Source organism: Streptomyces sp. NPDC003038 (assembly GCF_040611115.1).
Lineage (GTDB): Bacteria > Actinomycetota > Actinomycetes > Streptomycetales > Streptomycetaceae > Streptomyces.
In genome coordinates this window covers 79,267-95,782 of record NZ_JBEXNN010000007.1, presented here as the reverse complement: position 1 = coordinate 95,782, position 16,516 = coordinate 79,267, and the positions used below count along the sequence as shown (strand labels likewise).

General features: G+C 69.3%; 16 protein-coding genes and 1 tRNA gene. 3 read left to right on the top strand and 14 right to left on the bottom strand.

What is annotated here, in order from left to right; translation table 11 throughout:
- Positions 1-40 precede the first annotated feature (40 nt).
- Positions 41-391 (bottom strand): WhiB family transcriptional regulator, encoded by a 351-nt coding sequence (locus ABZX75_RS11455; protein WP_355409944.1) that lies wholly within the window; start codon positions 389-391, stop codon positions 41-43.
- 397 nt (positions 392-788) lie between these two features.
- Here ABZX75_RS11455 and ABZX75_RS11450 point away from each other — a divergent pair, with 397 nt between their 5' ends.
- On the top strand, positions 789-3,074 hold the full coding sequence (locus ABZX75_RS11450) for a transglycosylase domain-containing protein (RefSeq protein WP_355409943.1): 2,286 nt from the start codon (positions 789-791) through the stop codon (positions 3,072-3,074).
- A gap of 162 nt (positions 3,075-3,236) precedes the next feature.
- Here the strand turns inward: ABZX75_RS11450 and ABZX75_RS11445 are convergent, their stop codons facing one another.
- On the bottom strand, positions 3,237-3,698 hold the full coding sequence (locus ABZX75_RS11445) for a GatB/YqeY domain-containing protein (protein ID WP_355409942.1): 462 nt from the start codon (positions 3,696-3,698) through the stop codon (positions 3,237-3,239).
- Positions 3,699-3,766: 68 nt separating this feature from the next.
- Here ABZX75_RS11445 and ABZX75_RS11440 point away from each other — a divergent pair, with 68 nt between their 5' ends.
- Entirely contained in the window at positions 3,767-4,705 is a 939-nt protein-coding gene (locus tag ABZX75_RS11440; RefSeq protein WP_355409941.1) for a metallophosphoesterase, read from the top strand.
- 160 nt (positions 4,706-4,865) lie between these two features.
- Positions 4,866-4,939, top strand: a tRNA-Pro gene (locus ABZX75_RS11435).
- A 119-nt stretch (positions 4,940-5,058) separates the two neighbouring features.
- Here the strand turns inward: ABZX75_RS11435 and ABZX75_RS11430 are convergent.
- The 12 genes from ABZX75_RS11430 to ABZX75_RS11375 all read right to left on the bottom strand — a co-directional run bounded on the left by ABZX75_RS11430 (position 5,059) and on the right by ABZX75_RS11375 (position 16,490).
- On the bottom strand, positions 5,059-6,576 hold the full coding sequence (locus ABZX75_RS11430; RefSeq protein ID WP_355409940.1) for a LacI family DNA-binding transcriptional regulator: 1,518 nt from the start codon (positions 6,574-6,576) through the stop codon (positions 5,059-5,061).
- Between the two features lie 871 nt (positions 6,577-7,447).
- Positions 7,448-8,920: an ATP-binding protein gene (locus ABZX75_RS11425; RefSeq protein ID WP_355409939.1), complete on the bottom strand. Its 1,473-nt coding sequence runs from the start codon at positions 8,918-8,920 to the stop codon at positions 7,448-7,450.
- A gap of 1 nt (position 8,921) precedes the next feature.
- Positions 8,922-9,776, bottom strand: coding sequence for a bifunctional DNA primase/polymerase (locus ABZX75_RS11420; protein ID WP_355409938.1), 855 nt, complete (start codon positions 9,774-9,776; stop codon positions 8,922-8,924).
- A gap of 93 nt (positions 9,777-9,869) precedes the next feature.
- Positions 9,870-10,031, bottom strand: coding sequence for a hypothetical protein (locus ABZX75_RS11415; RefSeq protein WP_355409937.1), 162 nt, complete (start codon positions 10,029-10,031; stop codon positions 9,870-9,872).
- Positions 10,032-10,047: 16 nt separating this feature from the next.
- Positions 10,048-10,509: a hypothetical protein gene (locus ABZX75_RS11410; RefSeq protein ID WP_355409936.1), complete on the bottom strand. Its 462-nt coding sequence runs from the start codon at positions 10,507-10,509 to the stop codon at positions 10,048-10,050.
- Complete coding sequence (locus ABZX75_RS11405) at positions 10,506-12,668, bottom strand: type IV secretory system conjugative DNA transfer family protein (RefSeq protein WP_355409935.1); 2,163 nt, start codon at positions 12,666-12,668, stop codon at positions 10,506-10,508. Before ABZX75_RS11405 ends, ABZX75_RS11410 begins: the two co-directional genes overlap by 4 nt.
- 14 nt (positions 12,669-12,682) lie before the next feature.
- Positions 12,683-13,075, bottom strand: a complete 393-nt coding sequence (locus tag ABZX75_RS11400; protein WP_355409934.1) for a hypothetical protein — start codon at positions 13,073-13,075, stop codon at positions 12,683-12,685.
- 17 nt (positions 13,076-13,092) lie between these two features.
- Positions 13,093-13,563 (bottom strand): hypothetical protein, encoded by a 471-nt coding sequence (locus tag ABZX75_RS11395; protein WP_355409933.1) that lies wholly within the window; start codon positions 13,561-13,563, stop codon positions 13,093-13,095.
- 698 nt (positions 13,564-14,261) lie between these two features.
- Positions 14,262-14,477, bottom strand: a complete 216-nt coding sequence (locus ABZX75_RS11390; protein WP_355409932.1) for a hypothetical protein — start codon at positions 14,475-14,477, stop codon at positions 14,262-14,264.
- Between the two features lies 1 nt (position 14,478).
- Complete coding sequence (locus tag ABZX75_RS11385) at positions 14,479-15,087, bottom strand: hypothetical protein (protein ID WP_355409931.1); 609 nt, start codon at positions 15,085-15,087, stop codon at positions 14,479-14,481.
- 69 nt (positions 15,088-15,156) lie between these two features.
- A complete protein-coding gene (locus ABZX75_RS11380) occupies positions 15,157-15,489 on the bottom strand; it encodes an RRQRL motif-containing zinc-binding protein (protein ID WP_355409930.1) in 333 nt (110 codons plus the stop codon).
- Positions 15,486-16,490 (bottom strand): hypothetical protein, encoded by a 1,005-nt coding sequence (locus ABZX75_RS11375; RefSeq protein WP_355410123.1) that lies wholly within the window; start codon positions 16,488-16,490, stop codon positions 15,486-15,488. Before ABZX75_RS11375 ends, ABZX75_RS11380 begins: the two co-directional genes overlap by 4 nt.
- Positions 16,491-16,516 lie beyond the last annotated feature (26 nt).

Sequence of the window (16,516 nt, the reverse complement as noted above, 5' to 3'; positions counted from 1 at the left end):
GCGTTCGTACGAGGTGGTGCGGACGTGGCGTGAGGGTGTTCTACCCGGCTGCCGCGTACGCCTCGTACGGAACGTCGGTCTCCGCGTCTGCATCCATGGTGAGGATGCCTGTACTGCGCTCGTACTCCGTGCGTGCGGTTTCGAGCAGCCGTCGCCACGAGGTGACGGTGGGACGCCGGCGCAGCAGTGCGCGTCGTTCCCGCTCGGTCATTCCGCCCCACACGCCGAACTCGACACGATTGTCGAGCGCGTCGGCCAGGCACTCGGTCCGCACCGGACATCCGGTGCACACCGCCTTGGCCCTGTTCTGTGCCGCTCCTTGTACGAACAGTTCATCCGGATCGGTAGTGCGGCAGGCTGCCTGCGCACTCCAGTCGGTAACCCAGCCCATCCCGGCGCCGTCCTCTCCCGAATCGAGGCTCCCCCACGGCGGCAGCGGCATATTCACCGCTGCCAGTTGAGGACGTTACGGAAGGTGGGCAGAGTGCAACACCCCCGACGGGCCCAATCTTGAATGGTCCGAACGGACTATGGGTAAGCGGCAGATCACCCGACGGAGTGATGCGGCGACATGCCCGACCATTCCGGCGATTCGGGTGGAATCGGCAGAGGGTCGGCACCGTACGGCCAGAGCGAAGGGCGGGAATCAGACATCAGTCCACCCCATTCGGGAAGGGTGAAAATCAAGCCGCGGGGTTGATGTCGCACCGCACCGCTGTGACAGTTGGGGACAGCTTAGGCCAAGGCATTCGCGCGTGTCCGGCGAATCAGAACGTAGGCTGCCCTCCATGGGAAAGAAGCGCTCGGGCGGCGGGCTCACGGGGAGCCAGCAGGCCGCCAAGTTCCTCGGAGTGTCCGTTCTCTCCGGAGTTGTACTGGCCGGCATCGCGATCCCGGGCGCAGGTGCCCTGGGCCTGGCGGCCAAGGGCACGGTCGAGGGATTCGATGAGATCCCGGCCAATCTCAAGACTCCGCCACTGAGCCAGCGGACCACGATTCTGGACGCCGAAGGTGGCTTGATCGCCACGGTCTATTCGCGCGACCGGCAGGTGGTCCCGCTCACGGCCATCTCCCCGTACATGCAGAAGGCAATCGTCGCGATCGAGGACTCTCGTTTCTACGAGCACGGAGCGGTCGACCTCAAGGGCATCCTGCGCGCGGTCAACCGCAACGCGCAGGAAGGCGGCGCCGCACAGGGCGCCTCCACCCTTACTCAGCAGTATGTGAAGAACGTGTTCGTCGAAGAGGCCGGCGACGACGAGACCAAGGTGCGCGAGGCCCAGGAGAAGAGCCTCGGCCGCAAGATCCGCGAGCTGAAGTACTCGATCCAGGTGGAAGAGGAGCTGGGGAAGAACAAGATCCTCGAGAACTACCTCAACATCACCTACTTTGGCCAGCAGGCCTACGGAATCGAATCCGCCGCCCAGCGCTACTTCAGCAAGCCCGCCAAAGACCTGACACTGGAGGAGTCGGCGCTCCTGGCGGGCGTCGTGCAGTCGCCGAGCCGGTACGACCCGGTGAACGACACGCAGGAGGCGATGAAGCGCCGCAACATCGTCCTCCAGCGGATGGCCGACATCAAGGACATCTCGCAGGCGGAGGCGGACGCGGCGAAGGCGAAGCCGGTCACGCTGAAGGTGACACGGCCGAAGAACGGCTGCATCACCGCGGTCAAGGGCGCGGGCTTCTTCTGCGACTACGTGCGCAACTCGTTCCTGACCGACCCCGTCTTCGGCAAGACGCGCGAGGAGCGGGCGAAGGTCTGGAACCAGGGCGGTCTGACCGTACGGACGACCCTGGACCCGCAGTCGCAGGACTCCGCCAACGAGTCGATCAAGGAACACGTCTACCAGGAAGACGCGATCGCGACGGCCGTGACGCTGGTCCAGCCGGGCACCGGCCGGGTGCTGGCGATGGGTCAGTCCAAGCCGTACGGCTTCGGGAAGAACGAGACGCAGATCAACTACTCCGTCGACAAGCGGATGGGCGGCTCCAACTTCGGCTTCCAGGTCGGCTCGACGTTCAAGCCCTTCATCGCGGCCGCCGCCCTGGAGCAGGGGATGCCCCCGACGAAGGTGTACGCGGCGCCGAACAGGATGGACTACCCGAGCCCGATCTCCCGCTGTGACGGCTCGCAGTACGTCAACGTCACGAAGGAGACGGCGAAGAACGAGACCGAGGACGAGATCGGCCCCTATGCGCTGAAGACGGCCATGGAGAAGTCGATCAACACCTACTTCGTCGAGATGATCTCCGAGATCGGCCTCTGCCCGGTCGCCCAGATGACGCAGAAGCTGGGCGTGGTCCCGGCGAGCGGCGCGAAGCTCGCGGACGGTCCGGCCATCGCGCTCGGCTCCGAGGAGATGTCCCCGCTGACGATGGCCAACGCGTACGCGGCCTTCGCCAACCGCGGTGTCCACTGCACGCCGATCGCCATCGAGTCGATCACCGACGCGCACGGCAAGGCGCTCGCGGTGCCGAAGACGAAGTGCGAGCGGGCGATGTCGCAGAACACGGCCGACACCATCAACACCCTGCTGCGGGGTGTGGTCGACGCCGGTACCGGTGAGCGGGCCGGTCTGACCGACCGCGACAGCGCGGGCAAGACGGGTACGACGGACCACCGCTACAACGCCTGGTTCGTCGGCTACACCCCGAACATCTCCGGCGCGGTGTGGGTCGGCTCCGGCGGCGCCAGGAAGATCACGATGGAGGACATCGAGATCGGCGGCAGGTCCTACGACAAGGTCTTCGGTGGCGGCCTGCCCGGTCCGATCTGGAAGGACGCCGTCACCGGCGCGCTGTCCGGGCGCGAGGCCCCCGGCTTCACCACGGTCGGCATCCCGGAGGCTTCGGTCGGCGCCGGCCCGGTCGGCGGGAGGCCGGCCACGCCCCCGGCCAATCCGGGGAAGCCCGTGAAGCCCGGCAAGCCGGGGGACGGCAAGCCCGGCGGGCGACCGGGCGGACAGACGATCGCCGGGACCACCGGCGGCACGGGCGGCGGTCCGGAGAACCCGTTCCCCGGGATCACGCTGGAGCCGGGAATGACCGGCGGCCGCGAGGAGGAGGAGTAGGGGGAAGAGGAACGCGAGAGGGGCACCTGCCGATTCGGCGGGTGCCCCTCTCGGGTTCTGGCTTCTCGCGTGGTCGCGTGGTCGTCTTCACCGCGACCCTGCGACTTCACGGCGCACTGGCACACCGGCACACCGGCACACCGCACCGGGGCGAACCGGAGCCTAGGAGAGGTGCTGCTTGACGGCGGCGGCGACGCGGCCGCCCTCCGCCAGTCCGGCCACCTTCGGGTTCACGATCTTCATGACGGCGCCCATGGCCCGCGGTCCCTCGGCCCCCGCCGCCTTCGCCTCCTCGACGGCCTGCGCCACGATCGCGGCGAGCTCGTCGTCGCTGAGCTGCTTGGGCAGGTACGTGTCGAGGAACTCGCCCTCCGCGGTCTCCCGCGCGGCCTGCTCGGGACGGCCGCCCTGGGCGAAGGCCTCCGCGGCCTCCCGGCGCTTCTTCGCCTCCTTGGCGATCACCTTGAGGACTTCCTCGTCGGAGAGCACGCGCGCTTCCTTGCCCGCGACCTCCTCCTTGGTGATGGCGGAGAGGGTCAGTCGCAGCGTGGACGAATGCAGCTCGTCGCGCGCCCTGATGGCGGTCGTGAGGTCTTCCTGGAGCTTGGCCTTGAGCGTGGTCATGGACCTGAGTCTGCCAGGTACGGGGGCGCTGGCGCCCGCAGGTTTTGCGGGTCTGCGACGATGGGGCCATGCGTGCGCGTTACGGAGTTCCCCTGAAGGCGGCTGCCGGCATCGCGGCAGTGGGGGTCGCGGGAGTCGCCTATGCCGCCGGTTTCGAGGCGCGGTCCTTCCGCCTGCGCCGGATCACGGTGCCCGTCCTGCCCCGGGGGATGCGCCCACTGCGCATACTCCAGGTCTCGGACATCCACATGGTGCGCGGGCAGCGCAAGAAGCGGGCCTGGCTCCAGTCCCTCGCCGGCCTGCGCCCGGACTTCGTGGTGAACACCGGCGACAACCTCTCCGACACGGAGGGCGTGCCGGAGGTGCTGGACGCGCTCGGTCCGCTCATGGACTTCCCCGGCGTGTACGTCTTCGGGTCGAACGACTACTACGGGCCGCGGCTGCGCAATCCCGGGCGCTACCTGATCGAGAAGACCCAGGGCCGGCACGGGCTGAACGGCAACAAGCCGGTCGTCGGCGCCGTCCACAACCCCTGGGAGGAACTGCGGGACGCCTTCGACACGGCGGGCTGGCTGAACCTCACCAACACCCGGGCGCGCCTCAAGCTGGACGGCCTGGAGCTGGCCTTCACCGGGCTCGACGACCCGCACATCAAGCGGGACCGCTACGAGCAGGTGGCGGGCGGGCCGGAGGCGGACGCGGACTTCTCGATGGCCGTGGTGCACGCCCCGTACCTGCGCACGCTGGAATCCTTCACCGCCGACGGCTACCCGCTGATCCTCGCGGGCCACACGCACGGCGGGCAGCTGTGCATCCCCTTCTACGGCGCGCTGGTCACCAACTGCGACCTTGACACGAAGCGGGTCAAGGGCCTCTCCACGCACGAGGCGGGCGGCCATCGCGCGTTCCTCCACGTCTCGGCGGGCTGCGGCACCAACCGTTTCACCCCGGTGCGCTTCGCGTGCCCGCCGGAGGCGACGCTCCTGACGCTGACGCCGAAGGCCTGACCACCGGCGCGTCGTCACCCAGCACGCTGCCGGGCCCCGCACCCGGCCCGCCCGCCGGTGCCGCCGCGCCCCCTCTCCGAAAACCGGATTTCGTCTCCGGCCGAGGGTCCGCTAAAGTAATCGATGTCGCCAGGGCAGCAATCGCTGCAAAGGCGGCGATCGGGGTGTAGCGCAGCTTGGCAGCGCGCTTCGTTCGGGACGAAGAGGTCGTGGGTTCAAATCCCGCCACCCCGACGCTGTAATACCAGGTCAGAGCCGGTGTCTTGTAAAAGACACCGGCTCTGCTTGTTTCTCCCCACCCTCTCGGGAGAATCCTGGGAGAAACCTCCGCCGAAACGGCTTCCCGCTCGCTCCTACGGGCGGCCCCTCAACAGAGCGTCGAGCACGGCCACGGGCGACCCCGGAGCCATCCGCCGACGCGCGTCGAGCGACTCCTCCCACATGCCAGTCAGGCCGGCCAGAAGTTCGCGGCGCATCTCCGGGGTGATGTGGGAGTACCGGGCCTGGACCGAACCGTCCTCGTGCCCCATCCGCTCGTCCTTCAGCTTCGGCGGGGTACGCAGCTCGTCCATCATCGTCTTGTGGCTGTGCCGCAGCCCGTGCGGCGTCAGACCCCGCGCGATCGGCACCCACGACGCCTCGGCCCGGCGGGCGGCGCCTCGGCCGCGGGCCGGGATGCCCGGCCAGGGTTCCGCCACCAGCGGCACGGGGTGCGCCTCCTGTGGCGCCTTCTTCGGATACCAGCCGGTCGCGGCCGGCTGGAAGAGCCACGTCGCGAATCCGTTCCGCCGCCAGTGCGCAGCGTTCTCCACTGACGGCCAGTACCGGATGTACCCGAGATCGGCTATGGCCTGCTCGACCGCGGCCCGCGTACTGTCGGCCACAGCAGTCGGGCGGTTCAGCACGTTGGAGACTGTGCCGGTCGAGACTCCGGCCACGCGCGCCACGTCCACCAGCTTCGCTCCAGGCCGACGGGCGGCACCGTTCGCTGCGGAATGTCCGCTGAACAGATAGCGCAGCTCGTGGCAGTCACACGGCTTCTCCCCTGCCCTGGAGACCTGGCCACGCAGCAGCCGGGCGAGCCAGTGGGGCACGTCGATCGTGCGGTAGGAGTCATCCTTGGGGGGACAGCGATGCATCTCTCCGGAGTCCAACTCGTAGAGCTGGTGCTCGACGCGCACAGCCGACGGCCGGACGAACTTCGCCTCCAGGCCGACGATCTCGCCCCACCGCATGCCGGTGTAGCCCTTGAGGACGACGCCAACAAACTCGTCATCCCGCCCTGACAGCAGAGCTGCCCTCTCGGCGATCAGCAACACGCCGAGAGCGGACGTCACCACCTTCTCTGGGCCTCGGTTCCGGGACCGGCCGGCCCGCTTGCCGCGCCCCCGGCGGCGGGTCGCGGGATTCGAATCCCGCAGCTCCTCATCCACTGCGTCGGCGAGGATCAGGTGCAGCGTGCCCCGCCACGTCTTGATGCTGCTGGCTGCGTATCCACGGTCTCGCTCACTGCGCTCCCAAGCATCGATCTCTCCCTTCGTGATCTCGCTGACGACCGCTTCCTCAAACTGCGGGAGGAGGTGCTCCTCGATGTGTCGCCGGTAGTTCTGCATGGTGGAGGCTGCAAGGTCCTGGGCGTCGTACCAGCGGCTCGCGTAGTCGCCGAACGTGATCCGCTCAGCCACGCCGGCCGGAGCGACACGGCTGGCAGCAAGGGCCTTCTCCTCCTCTACCGCCGCGGCCTTCTCGGCGGCACGCTTGGTCCGGAAGCGAATCGTCTTGCCGTACTCGTCTTTGACGGTGCCGTACTTGCCGGGCTCGATCTTGTATCGGCCGCGCCAGTAGTCCCCGCGCTCTTCTGCGAATCCCAAAGTGCTCTCTCTATGAGTGAGCCCCGCCCGGGACCCGGGCGGGGCGGTGGTCAGGCGGCCTTTTGCTGATGCTCCAGTCGGGCGGTGCGGCGCGGAGGGCGTGCCCGCAGCCGGGCCGCGGGCAGGGGCCTCGGAGAATTCGGCGACCCCGGCGTGCGAGCCACGGCCGGCTGAGACTGACGGGGGGCTCGCGGGCCGGTGGGTCCCTCACTGAAGAGACGGAGAATCTCCGCGAACTGCTCGGCCGTGAACCGGTAGGCGCGGCCTGGCTTCGTGTACGGGATCCGGTTGTTGCGTGCTTGCTCCTTGACCCACCACTCGGACTTACCGAGGGCTCTGGCGACATCGGCCGGGTAGTAGAGGTGGGGCAGCGGGTCTCGCTTCACAGGCTGGTCCTGTCCTCTCGGCGGGGTGCTGCGGGTTGATCGTGAGCCATCACCGGGCGGCGGTGCTGTCCGAAGCTCGGATTTCTGCGTCATCGCGTCACTTGCGTCATTCGTGGCGCTGAACTGCGGGTTTGCGTGACGCAGGGGGTCGGGGGCTATGTCACCGGTGACACAGCCATCCGTCACGGGGTGACGCAGGTGACGAAGGGTGACGCAGAGATTGGGGCTCTGCGTCACCGGTGTTGGTACAGGTCAGCCCTGGTTTTGGGGGCCGTCGTGACGCAGGTGACGCAGCGTCTTCCTACTTAGGAAAAAGGAAGGGCTTGGCTCTGTTGTTGTGCGCGCCTTCGGACATAAATGCGGAGCCGCAGAGCGGCACGCCCGTTGGGCGGCGGCGGCCGCCGCCGAAGAACAAGAAGAGCACCACCGCGCCGGGCCGGGGGGTGCTCCTCTTGCTTGTGCGGCTGGGACCGCCGGGGCGGGGTCTAGAAGAGGTCCGGCTGCTCGTCCTGCGGGGGCTGGGGCCGGGCCATGGCGATATAGCGGGCGGTGTTGGTGCGGCCCCAGTCGACGAGGACGCCGCGGGCGGCGAGGACGGGCTGGAGGCGCTTGAGGCGGTCGGAGAGGACCTTTCCGGTGGTGGGCCAGCCCTTGGGCTGGGGCCGGAAGTCCTCCCCGGTGTAGAGCTGGGTGAGCGCGTGCAGCCACTCTGCTGACGTCATCCGAACTTCGCTGCCGGGTTCGGTGTCGGCAGCGTGCTTGAGGACGGTCTGGGCGAGGAGGTCGCCTTCGATGACGTCGTCGTTGAGGTCGTCGAGGCTGGCCCGGTAGGCATCCAGCGCACCGAAGCTGCGGGCAGCGTCGAGCTGCGCGCACAGGTGCGCGAAGTCGGCCATGCGCAGGTCGGTCGGGATGTCCGCTTGGGCGGCGCGGACGCTGACGGCCAGGTCGAGGACGGACCCGAGGATGATGGGCAAGTTGCGTGCGAACTCGGTCCACAGCTCCGCCTCGGTCCGCCGTACGCGGGGGCGTTCCAGGCGGAGAGGCAGGAGGCGTTCGGCGAGGTCGGGACGGATTACGCCCACGTCGATGCCGGTCAGCAGGAGCGGGCGGCGGTAGCGGGAGCGGACGACGTCGCCGTCGGTGAACAGGGCCCGCTTGACGTTCTCAGCGCCGGTGACGATGCAGCACATGAGGTCGGAGAGGTCCGGGGTGAGGTGGGAGAGGTTGTCCAGGCCGGTGATCCACCCGGCGGCAACAGCGGTGATCAGGTTCTCTTCGTCCTTGGGCGGGCGGCGCAGGTCGCCGCTCATGCCCTCGATGATCCGTACGAGCATCTTGCCGGCAGTGGACTTGCCCGCGCCCTGGGGGCCGGTGAGGAACGGGGCGGGGACGGGAACGTCGGGGCCGAGGCAGCCGACGAGCCAGGCCAGGGCCAGGCCCTCGCTCTGGGCGCTGGAGAAGTTGACTAGGCGCATCAGCAGATCGATGCCTTTGCCATCGGTGTCCTTGGCCGGGAGTGGGAGCTCGCCGGTGAGCTGGGTGCGGCGCCAGCAGACCTCACGGGGGTCGGGGGTGCGGATGTCCCAGCCGTTGGGGTGAATGCGAACGGACTGGCCATCGTCGCGGCCCAGGTCCAGCCAAGTCGCCCCGTCGAACCCCGGAGCTACTCGGATATGGACGGGCTGGACGTCCTCGGTGAGCGCGAGTGCTTCGATCAAGTCGAGTGCCTCCTTCAAGGCGGTTCCGTTGAAGACGCCGACCCCGTCGCGGAACAGGCCGACCATGAGTTCCTGCCGGTGGCTGCCGGTCGTGCCCTGGGAGCGGATCGGGCGGGCCACGGGATGGCCGTTGTGCTGGGCGTAGACGGTGCCGTCGACAGTGCGGAAGTACCGGAAGTGGGCCTGCGCATAGTCGGTGATGACCTCGCGTGCCGGGTTCTTCTCGTCCTCAGGCATGTCACATCCCCAGAGCAGCAACGGCGTTGGACCACGCGTCCTCGCAGTGCCGCAAGGACTCGCCCCTGCCCTGCGCTGCGGTGAACAGGCGCTTGATGTGCGTCTCGGTGAGGCAGCCGCACCGGCCGTGCGTCGACAGCACCGCGAGGAACGTCCGGTACACGGTCTTGTGGATGCCGTCCGGCGCCCCGCTGATGCGCTGCTCCGCCATGGCGATACCCCGCTCCAGATAGACGGGCGAACGGTGCCGGCACTCCCCGCCCCCGACCGGCGCAGCCGCAGTCATGGGGCGAGACGCCGGCCGGACCACCGCGGGCTCCTTCACGGCGAGCGCCCGCACAGCGGCCGGGAGGGACGCCATGGTGCCGGTGCCGGAGCCCAGCCACCGGGCGTAGGACATTAGGGACTTGATGTCCGCACCAGGGCGCACGGCGTTGGGGGAGGTCATGGTGCCCAGGTAGATCCAGTGCTCCCCGCGCGTCGTGGGCACGGTCTTGGTCGCAGGGAGGGTCTGGCGGGCCCAGGCGATCGCGTTGGCGTTGTCCAGGTCGAGGACCGTGAGCCCGGCACCGCCGGGGTGGTAGGCGACGGCCGCGGCCTGCCGCCAGGCCGGGGCCCAGGCTGCGGAGGTGAGAACGTGGGGGTCGGTGGTGGCGGCGGCCCAGCCGTGGCAAGGCGCCGGGCACGTGCAGGGGCCGGGGGTCTTCATGTTCGGTCGGCCACCACAGGCGTTCTTCTGGCAGGTGCGGCAGTTGCCCATGGGGCCCTTGCCCTTCCGTAAGGGCAGTACGGGAACGGTCCGCTCGGCGAGGTCGAGGGCCGCGCGGAGCTGCGCGGAGGGGGCGAGTTGAGTCATGCTGGAGTCCTCCAGTTCAATCGCATCTGGATGAGGGCGGCCCGGACTTTGGCGAGACGGGGCCGCCCTCGTTGTGTTCTCTGGGCGAGGTGCTCAGTTGCTGATCTGCCTGCGCACCTCCATGACCAGGCGGAGGATCTCGTGCGTCATGTCGGCGATCGCCTGCAGCCGCTCTTCGACCTCCGCCGGGTTCGGCCCGGTGAAGGAGAAGGACGGTTCGTTGTTCGGTCTGGGGTCGGTGAACGAGAACGACACGGGCAGCTCCCTGGGGTCAGATGTTGAGGTGGTGTGCGCGCTGGATGGCGGCCTCCCACACGGCGCGCACCTGGGGGCCGGTGTGGGAGTCGTTCCAGGTGGGGATGGACTCCCACTGCTTGCCGTGCTGGCGGCGGGCCTCGTCGAGGAGGAGGTTCCCGGCATCCCGGTAGGCGACGTTGCGGGCTCCGGCCGCTGCTCGCAGCGCGCCGATGGAGCAGCGGGCGCCTTCGGGGTGGATGAGCCTGTGCTTGGCCCAGCCGTGGTTGTCGAGGAAGGCGAGGGCGTCGGTGAGGGTCTTCTCGACGGCGCCGGGCCGGTGCGCGGGCGGGGTGGCGGCCAGGGTCGCGGCAACCGGTGCGGACGTGGCGGGAGCCGCGGGGGCGACGGGTTCCGGGGTGGGGTCGAGGAGCTGGAAGGCCTTGGCGTACAGGTCCTGGTCGACGTGGGTGAAAGGGGTCTGGGTTCGGGTGTTCATGCTGCCCTCCACAGGCCGTTCTCGTTGGTGACCTCGTCGCGCCGCTTCAGTTCGGAGAGGCGCGGCTTGATGTTCTTGGCGGTCGTGCCGAGCTTTCGGGCGATGGTTTCGGCGGTCATGGGGATGGACTCGTCTCGCAGGAGTTCGAGGATTCGCGGCTTGATCAGCTCCTGTCCGTCCGCGGGCCCTGCGGGGCCGGCGGGGTCGGTCTGGTTCCGCTGGTGCGGAACAGGCGGTCCCTGCTGGGCTGTGGTCAGCAGGTCGGCGAGGCTGCCGACCAGGTTCTTGCCGCGCTGGTCGACCACCGGCGTATGCGCGATCACTTCCTGGTGGCGCCAGGCGTCGCAGTCCTCGATGGCGACGGGAGTCAGGTCTCTGGCAAGGGCGACGGGCGGGATGTCCAGGTGCAGCGAGCGGAACTGGACGGCCTGGGATCCGGGGGTGAGGAGGTAGCCGAGGCCGAAGGTGCCGTCTTCGGGGTTGGCGGCGGCCGTGGTGGCCAGGCCGGTCATGTTCCGGTCCGCGACCTTGTCGTACTGGCCGGGCCACGAGGAGGGGATCCTCGACAGGTCGATGCCCTCCGCGCCCTCGACCGCGTTCGCGCCGACCAGGGAGCCCTGGCCCTTGGCGCAGCGCAGGAACACCGCGCCGCCGCCGATCAGGAGCTGCGAGCGGATGACGGTGGAGTTGCCGAGGTCCTCGGCGAGCGGGGTCTGGGTGGCCAGGACGACGCCGATACCCCGCTTGAGAGATCGGCGGGTCATCTGCTCGACGATCGCTTTGGCCTCCGCGTGGTAAGGCGAGGAGACCGACAGCAGCATGTGGGCTTCGTCGATGACGATCAGGATCAGCGGGTCGGTGAACGGGAAAGCAGGGCTGCGGTAGCGGGCTTCGCGGTCGAGCATCATCGCGTAGGCCAGGCGCAGGGCGCCCATCGCCTCGTCCAGGCCGTCACCGCAGTACGCGGCCAAGCGGGCTCCGGCGATGGTTCCGGCCTGCGGGGAGGCCAGGATCACGGCGATGCGTGACTTGTGGGCGGAGAGCAGGATCTGTTCCAGGATTCCGGACTTTCCGGAGCGGGAGCCGCCCACCAGGTACAGGTGGCGGGCGCCGGAACCGGGCTGGGCGAGGGGGACCAGGGCGGCGCGGGCGTCGACGTAGGTGCCCAGGCGGACGTATCCGCGGGAGTCCATGGACAGTTCGTCCACGACGGAGGAGAGCATCGTGCCGTGCATCAGCGCGTGCTCCTTCATCACGCGCACCCCCATCTGCGAGGGCTTGTCGGTTGGGGCGAGAGCGATCTGGATCGTCTCCAGGTCGAGGTTCCCTGCAAGGTCCTGGATGTTGACGGTCCCGATCGCCTTGCGGTCGCGGGTGGCGATCCCCTCCCAGTCCAGGGGCCCGTCATAGCGGGTCAGGGCCAGCGTGGTGCCGGGCATCGCCCCTTCCGGGACGGCCACGTACGCGGCCCACACCTGCTCAGGAGTCGTGGGGGCGCCGTTGGCCGCGATCTGCGGCTGCTCGGCCGCCTTCTTGAGGTGGACGGTGACGGGCAGCGCGTTCGGCGCGTAGTGCTTGGGATCGCCCATCTCCACCTGGGAGACGGGGATCTGGTAGACGGCCGCGATGTCGGCGGCCTTCACGCGGACCTGCTGCCCCTGAGGCAGCGTGATGATCCCCGTGAACGACAGGTGGTCGTCCCCGACGTCCAGGTCGAGCTGCGCGAGCTCTGCCCCGGGCTGGATCAGCTTGCGGCCTTCGGTCTGCGTGGGACCGGAGATGAACTCGGCCCACCAGGCGGTGATGAGCTGCGCTTGCGAACTCTGCCCCGCCACAGTGGCTGTGGCGGGGAGTGCGGGGGCTTCGCCGGAGGTGTTGCGGTGGTGGGCGAGAGCTGCTGCTCCGGCCGGGATGGCGAGCCCGAGGGCGAAGAGGGGGTCCATGCCGCTGGCGAGGGCCTGGTGGGCTGCGATGCCGCAGCCGGTGGCGGTGATCCCGCAGCCGATCAGGGAGCGCAGGGCGGGGACGGAGGCGTTGATGGCCCACGCCCCCGCTCCGGCCGCTCCGGCGGCGAGGGCGGACCAGGGGCCGGCGGCGGCTGCTGCCACGGCGAGAGCGGCGGGCGCGTACTGGATGAACTGTGCTCGGGTCGGCCCCATGGTCCTGGCTCTCCTTACTGCTGGGTGTAGAAGGTGGCTTCGGCCATCTCGACGGGCGAGGTGTCCACGGCGTCGGCGATGCCCCCGTGCTCGCTCTCGACGGTCGTCTTCGCGTCGTCAGCGGCGGCGGACGCACTGTCCGCCGCGGCCGTGTAGGCGCCGGCCGCTTCCTTGGCGCCGGTCATGACCAGGGCGGCGTCCGCGAACTCGGCGGTGGTGGCCGCATCCACGGCCAGCGCCTTCATCGTTTCGGAGGCGTCCTGCATCTGCTCGGTCGTGTCGTCGACGTCGGTGGCGAGCTTGGTGACGGTCTCGGCGTGGACGTGGACCTGGTGGGTGAGCCAGGCCAGCTTGGCGCGCAGGGCCGCGTAGGTCGCGGCGTCCTTGAGGGATTCGGTGACAGACATGCAGGCTGCTCCTCTTCCTATCGGGCGTTGTAGAAGTCGCGTTCGGCGGGCTTGGTCAGCGGGGAGTCAGCGACGGCCTGGAAGATCACGCCGTGCCGGACCTCGGCGCTCGCGGACGCGGCGCGGCATGCCTCCTCACCGCCCTCGATCTGGTCGTGGAGCTTCTCCGCGGCGGCGGCCTGGAGGTCGAGCTGCTCTTTGAGGTGCTCGCACTTGCCGATGAGGTTCTCGCCGACGCCCTTCTCCGTGATCTCGGCGATCAGGACGTCGCAGTCCGCGGCGAGGTGCGCGGACTCGTCCACGAGGTCCAGGCAGGTCTCGGCGCTGGACTGGCACAGGAAGGCGGCGCCCTCAGCGAGGTCGATGACCTGCGTGAGGGTGATGACCTCACCGCCGCTGTAAGTGCGGGACTTCCCGGCGGCGGTAGTGACGTGGATGCCCTTGTCGTCGACGGTCGCGGTGTGGGGAACGGGCGGATCGGGCTGCATCGCGGGGTCCTTCCTGATGTGGTCGGGGAGCGTGACGGCCGGGGGCGGGGGGACGGTGCCGGGTGGCGGGACCGTCGGGGCCGGTACTGGCGCAGGCGTGGGAGGCGGCGCGGCGGTAGGCGGTGGAGGCGGAGTGGCCGGCGGGGTGGTGGGCCTCGGCGGCGGGGCCGTCGGAGGCGAGCTCGGGTTCGGGGGTGTGGAGGGCCTCGGCGGCACGGTGGCCCCTGAGGCAGGTGCGGCAGACCCTGCCGCCCCCGCGGGAGGTGTGGCGGAGGAAGAAACGGAAGGTGCAGTTCGCGGGTTCTTCAGGTAGGCAGAGCGCCATCCGTCACGCAGGCCCCCGGCCCAATGCGCGCCAGCGAGCAGCCCGTAGTGCGCTTTTGCTGCTGCGTTGTAGGGGGCGTTTCTGAAGGTGTCCGGCGCCCTGGTCGGCTCCCATTTGTCTTTCGCTTTCGGCGGGGGTTTCTTGATTCCCGCCTGCTCGTATTTGCCGTGCGTGTTGTCGACGCCGACGAGGTAGGTGATGGCGAGGAGTAGGAGGAGTTCCACGGGCCTCATTCCGTGACGCTGTGTAGTTGTCTGGGGTTACCGGTTACCGGTTACAGACCCTTGTGGACGCCGGTTCGGGCCACCCAGGGCGGTGCGAGGCAGTTGCCTGCGGCCTGTAACCGGTAACCGGTAACCGTTCGACTGGTGGCCTAGCGTGACGTTCCGATGTCGTTGACCGTGTTGTTCGCCGTGTTGAAGACGGATTCGAGGGTGCCCCGGATCTCATTGCTGAACGGCGTGTACGGGAGGAAGATCCCGGAGACGATCAGCATGATGCAGATCACCATCTGCTTTCCCTTGGTCTTCTTGAAGGTGAAGAACAGTGCCCAGCAGAACAGGGCCAGGGCGAAGAACTGGAGCGTCATTTCAGGCACCCTTCTCGAAGGTGAATCCCTTGTTGTTCGCGGGGGTGACTGCACTGGAACCGGAGGGCGTGGAGAGCTTCTTGTAGGCGAGGAGGCCGCCGCCCCCGACGAGAGCCACCCACAGCCAGGGGCTGGCCGTGATGCCCCCGTCGGCCCCGGTGGACTCCTTGGCCTTGGGAGCCGTCCCGCCGAGGGTCGGGGCGGCGCAGGAGGGGATCTTCGCGACGTCGTACGAGGCCGCCTTGGCCACCGCCGCCGACCGGATCTTCATGCACTCCAGGTAGACGGCCATCTCCCGCTCGTAGAGGGTCTTGGCCGCCGTTTCCTCGGTCTGGGCCCGCTGCTTGTCGGCCTCGACCTCGACCAGGGCGTTCGCGGCCTTTTCCTGGGCCCGAGCACGGTCCTGGGCGGCCTGGTCGCTCTGCATGCTGGTGACGGCCACGACCGTGCCGCACACGGCGAGGACGGCGATCGTGCCGCAGACGGCGAGAGCGGCGGTGTTGCGGCGGACCCCGCCGAGCTTGACGGAGAACTTGGACGACGTGCTGGGCTTCTCCGGGGCTGCGGGGTTCATGCGGGTGAATTCCTCGTCCCAGTCGATTGCGGACACGGTGGTTCCTCCTTCCAGTGCTGTGTGGGTGCGGTCGGTGAAGCCCGCCCCCGGTAGGCCGGGGGCGATTCAGGCGGCGTGCTGTTCATCGGGGTAGGCGCAGGGGACGCACATGCCGAGCGAGGCCGGGATCACGTACCCGACATCGGCGCGACAGGTGGGGCAGGTACGGCGGGCCGTGTTCGCCTTCGCCAGCGCCGCGGCCTTGGCCGGCGTCATCGGGCGGACCGGGCAGGCCAGCTCTATCCGGTAGAGGAAGGCAACCAGCGGCCCGCGCCGGTAGCGGGGTCGCTCCACCTGAGCCACAACGTCCTGCCCGCCGGGGCGGAGGCCGGCCGCGCGGAGCTGGCGGCGGGTGGCGAGTCCGTCAGGGGCCAGGCGCCAGGAGTAGCGGATGGTCATCGGGGGCTCTCTTCCTGAGCCATGAGGGTGGCCCAGGCGCCGCGGATACGTGCTTCGCCGCCGGTGAATCCGGACTCGCGGAACGCGGTGACGGTCTGCCGGTAGGACAGCGGCGGGTCGGCGGAGTACCGCAGGAACCTAAGGACGACCACGATCTGCTCGTCGGTCAGGGCCTCCCCGATCAACGGGGTGGAGACTCCGGCGATGGCGGCGACCTCGTCGAGCGTCACGGGCGTGACGGTAGGCGTGACGCCCTCCCCGTCCAGACCGGCCAGCAAGCCGTTGACCTGCGTGCCTTCCCCGTCACACCCACCCGTGACGGCCCCCTCCCCAGCACCCGGTTCGGGTGCTGCGGGGAGGGCGGGAGTCACGGCCGCCGTGACGGCGTCACGCCCACCCGTGACGGGTCCGGTAGGGGGTGTGACGGTGATCGCGAACATGTCGCCGAGCGCGACGTCCGCGCCGGTTGCGATCCGCTCCCGCTGGACGTCCAGCAGCCGCGCGCCGAGCGTGACGTCTGCGGTGCCGACCTTGCGGGCCAGACGCCACGACGTCCGGTCCGACCGCTCCCGGACCTTCGCGTCGGGGTGGTTGGCGGCACGGGCGCGGTGATAGGCAAGGGCCTGCACCACGGCCGCCGCCCGCGCCTCTGCCTCAGCATCCCGGCCGTCGACGTGGACCACGATCCGGCGGGCCAGGAACGCCATGCCCTCCGCCGACACCGACATCCCCAGCGGGGTAATCGCGTAGATGATCGTGCGGGGCCCGTCCGGTGCGGAGACGGCGGACATGACCGACGCGGCCGTCGGCAGCGCCCACAGACCGGCACGGACCACCGCCGGGGAGGACTGCCCCAGCATCGTCAGCCCCAGCAACACGAGCGCCAGGACAGCGGTCGCGCCCTCACCGGCCGCGACCGCGCCGAGGGCGGTACCGGAGTTGTAGGCGCCCTTGATGTTGGAATAGGTGCCGTAACCGCCGGCCGCGCCCGTGGCGAGCATTGGGGCGAACGCGACGCCGAGGACGA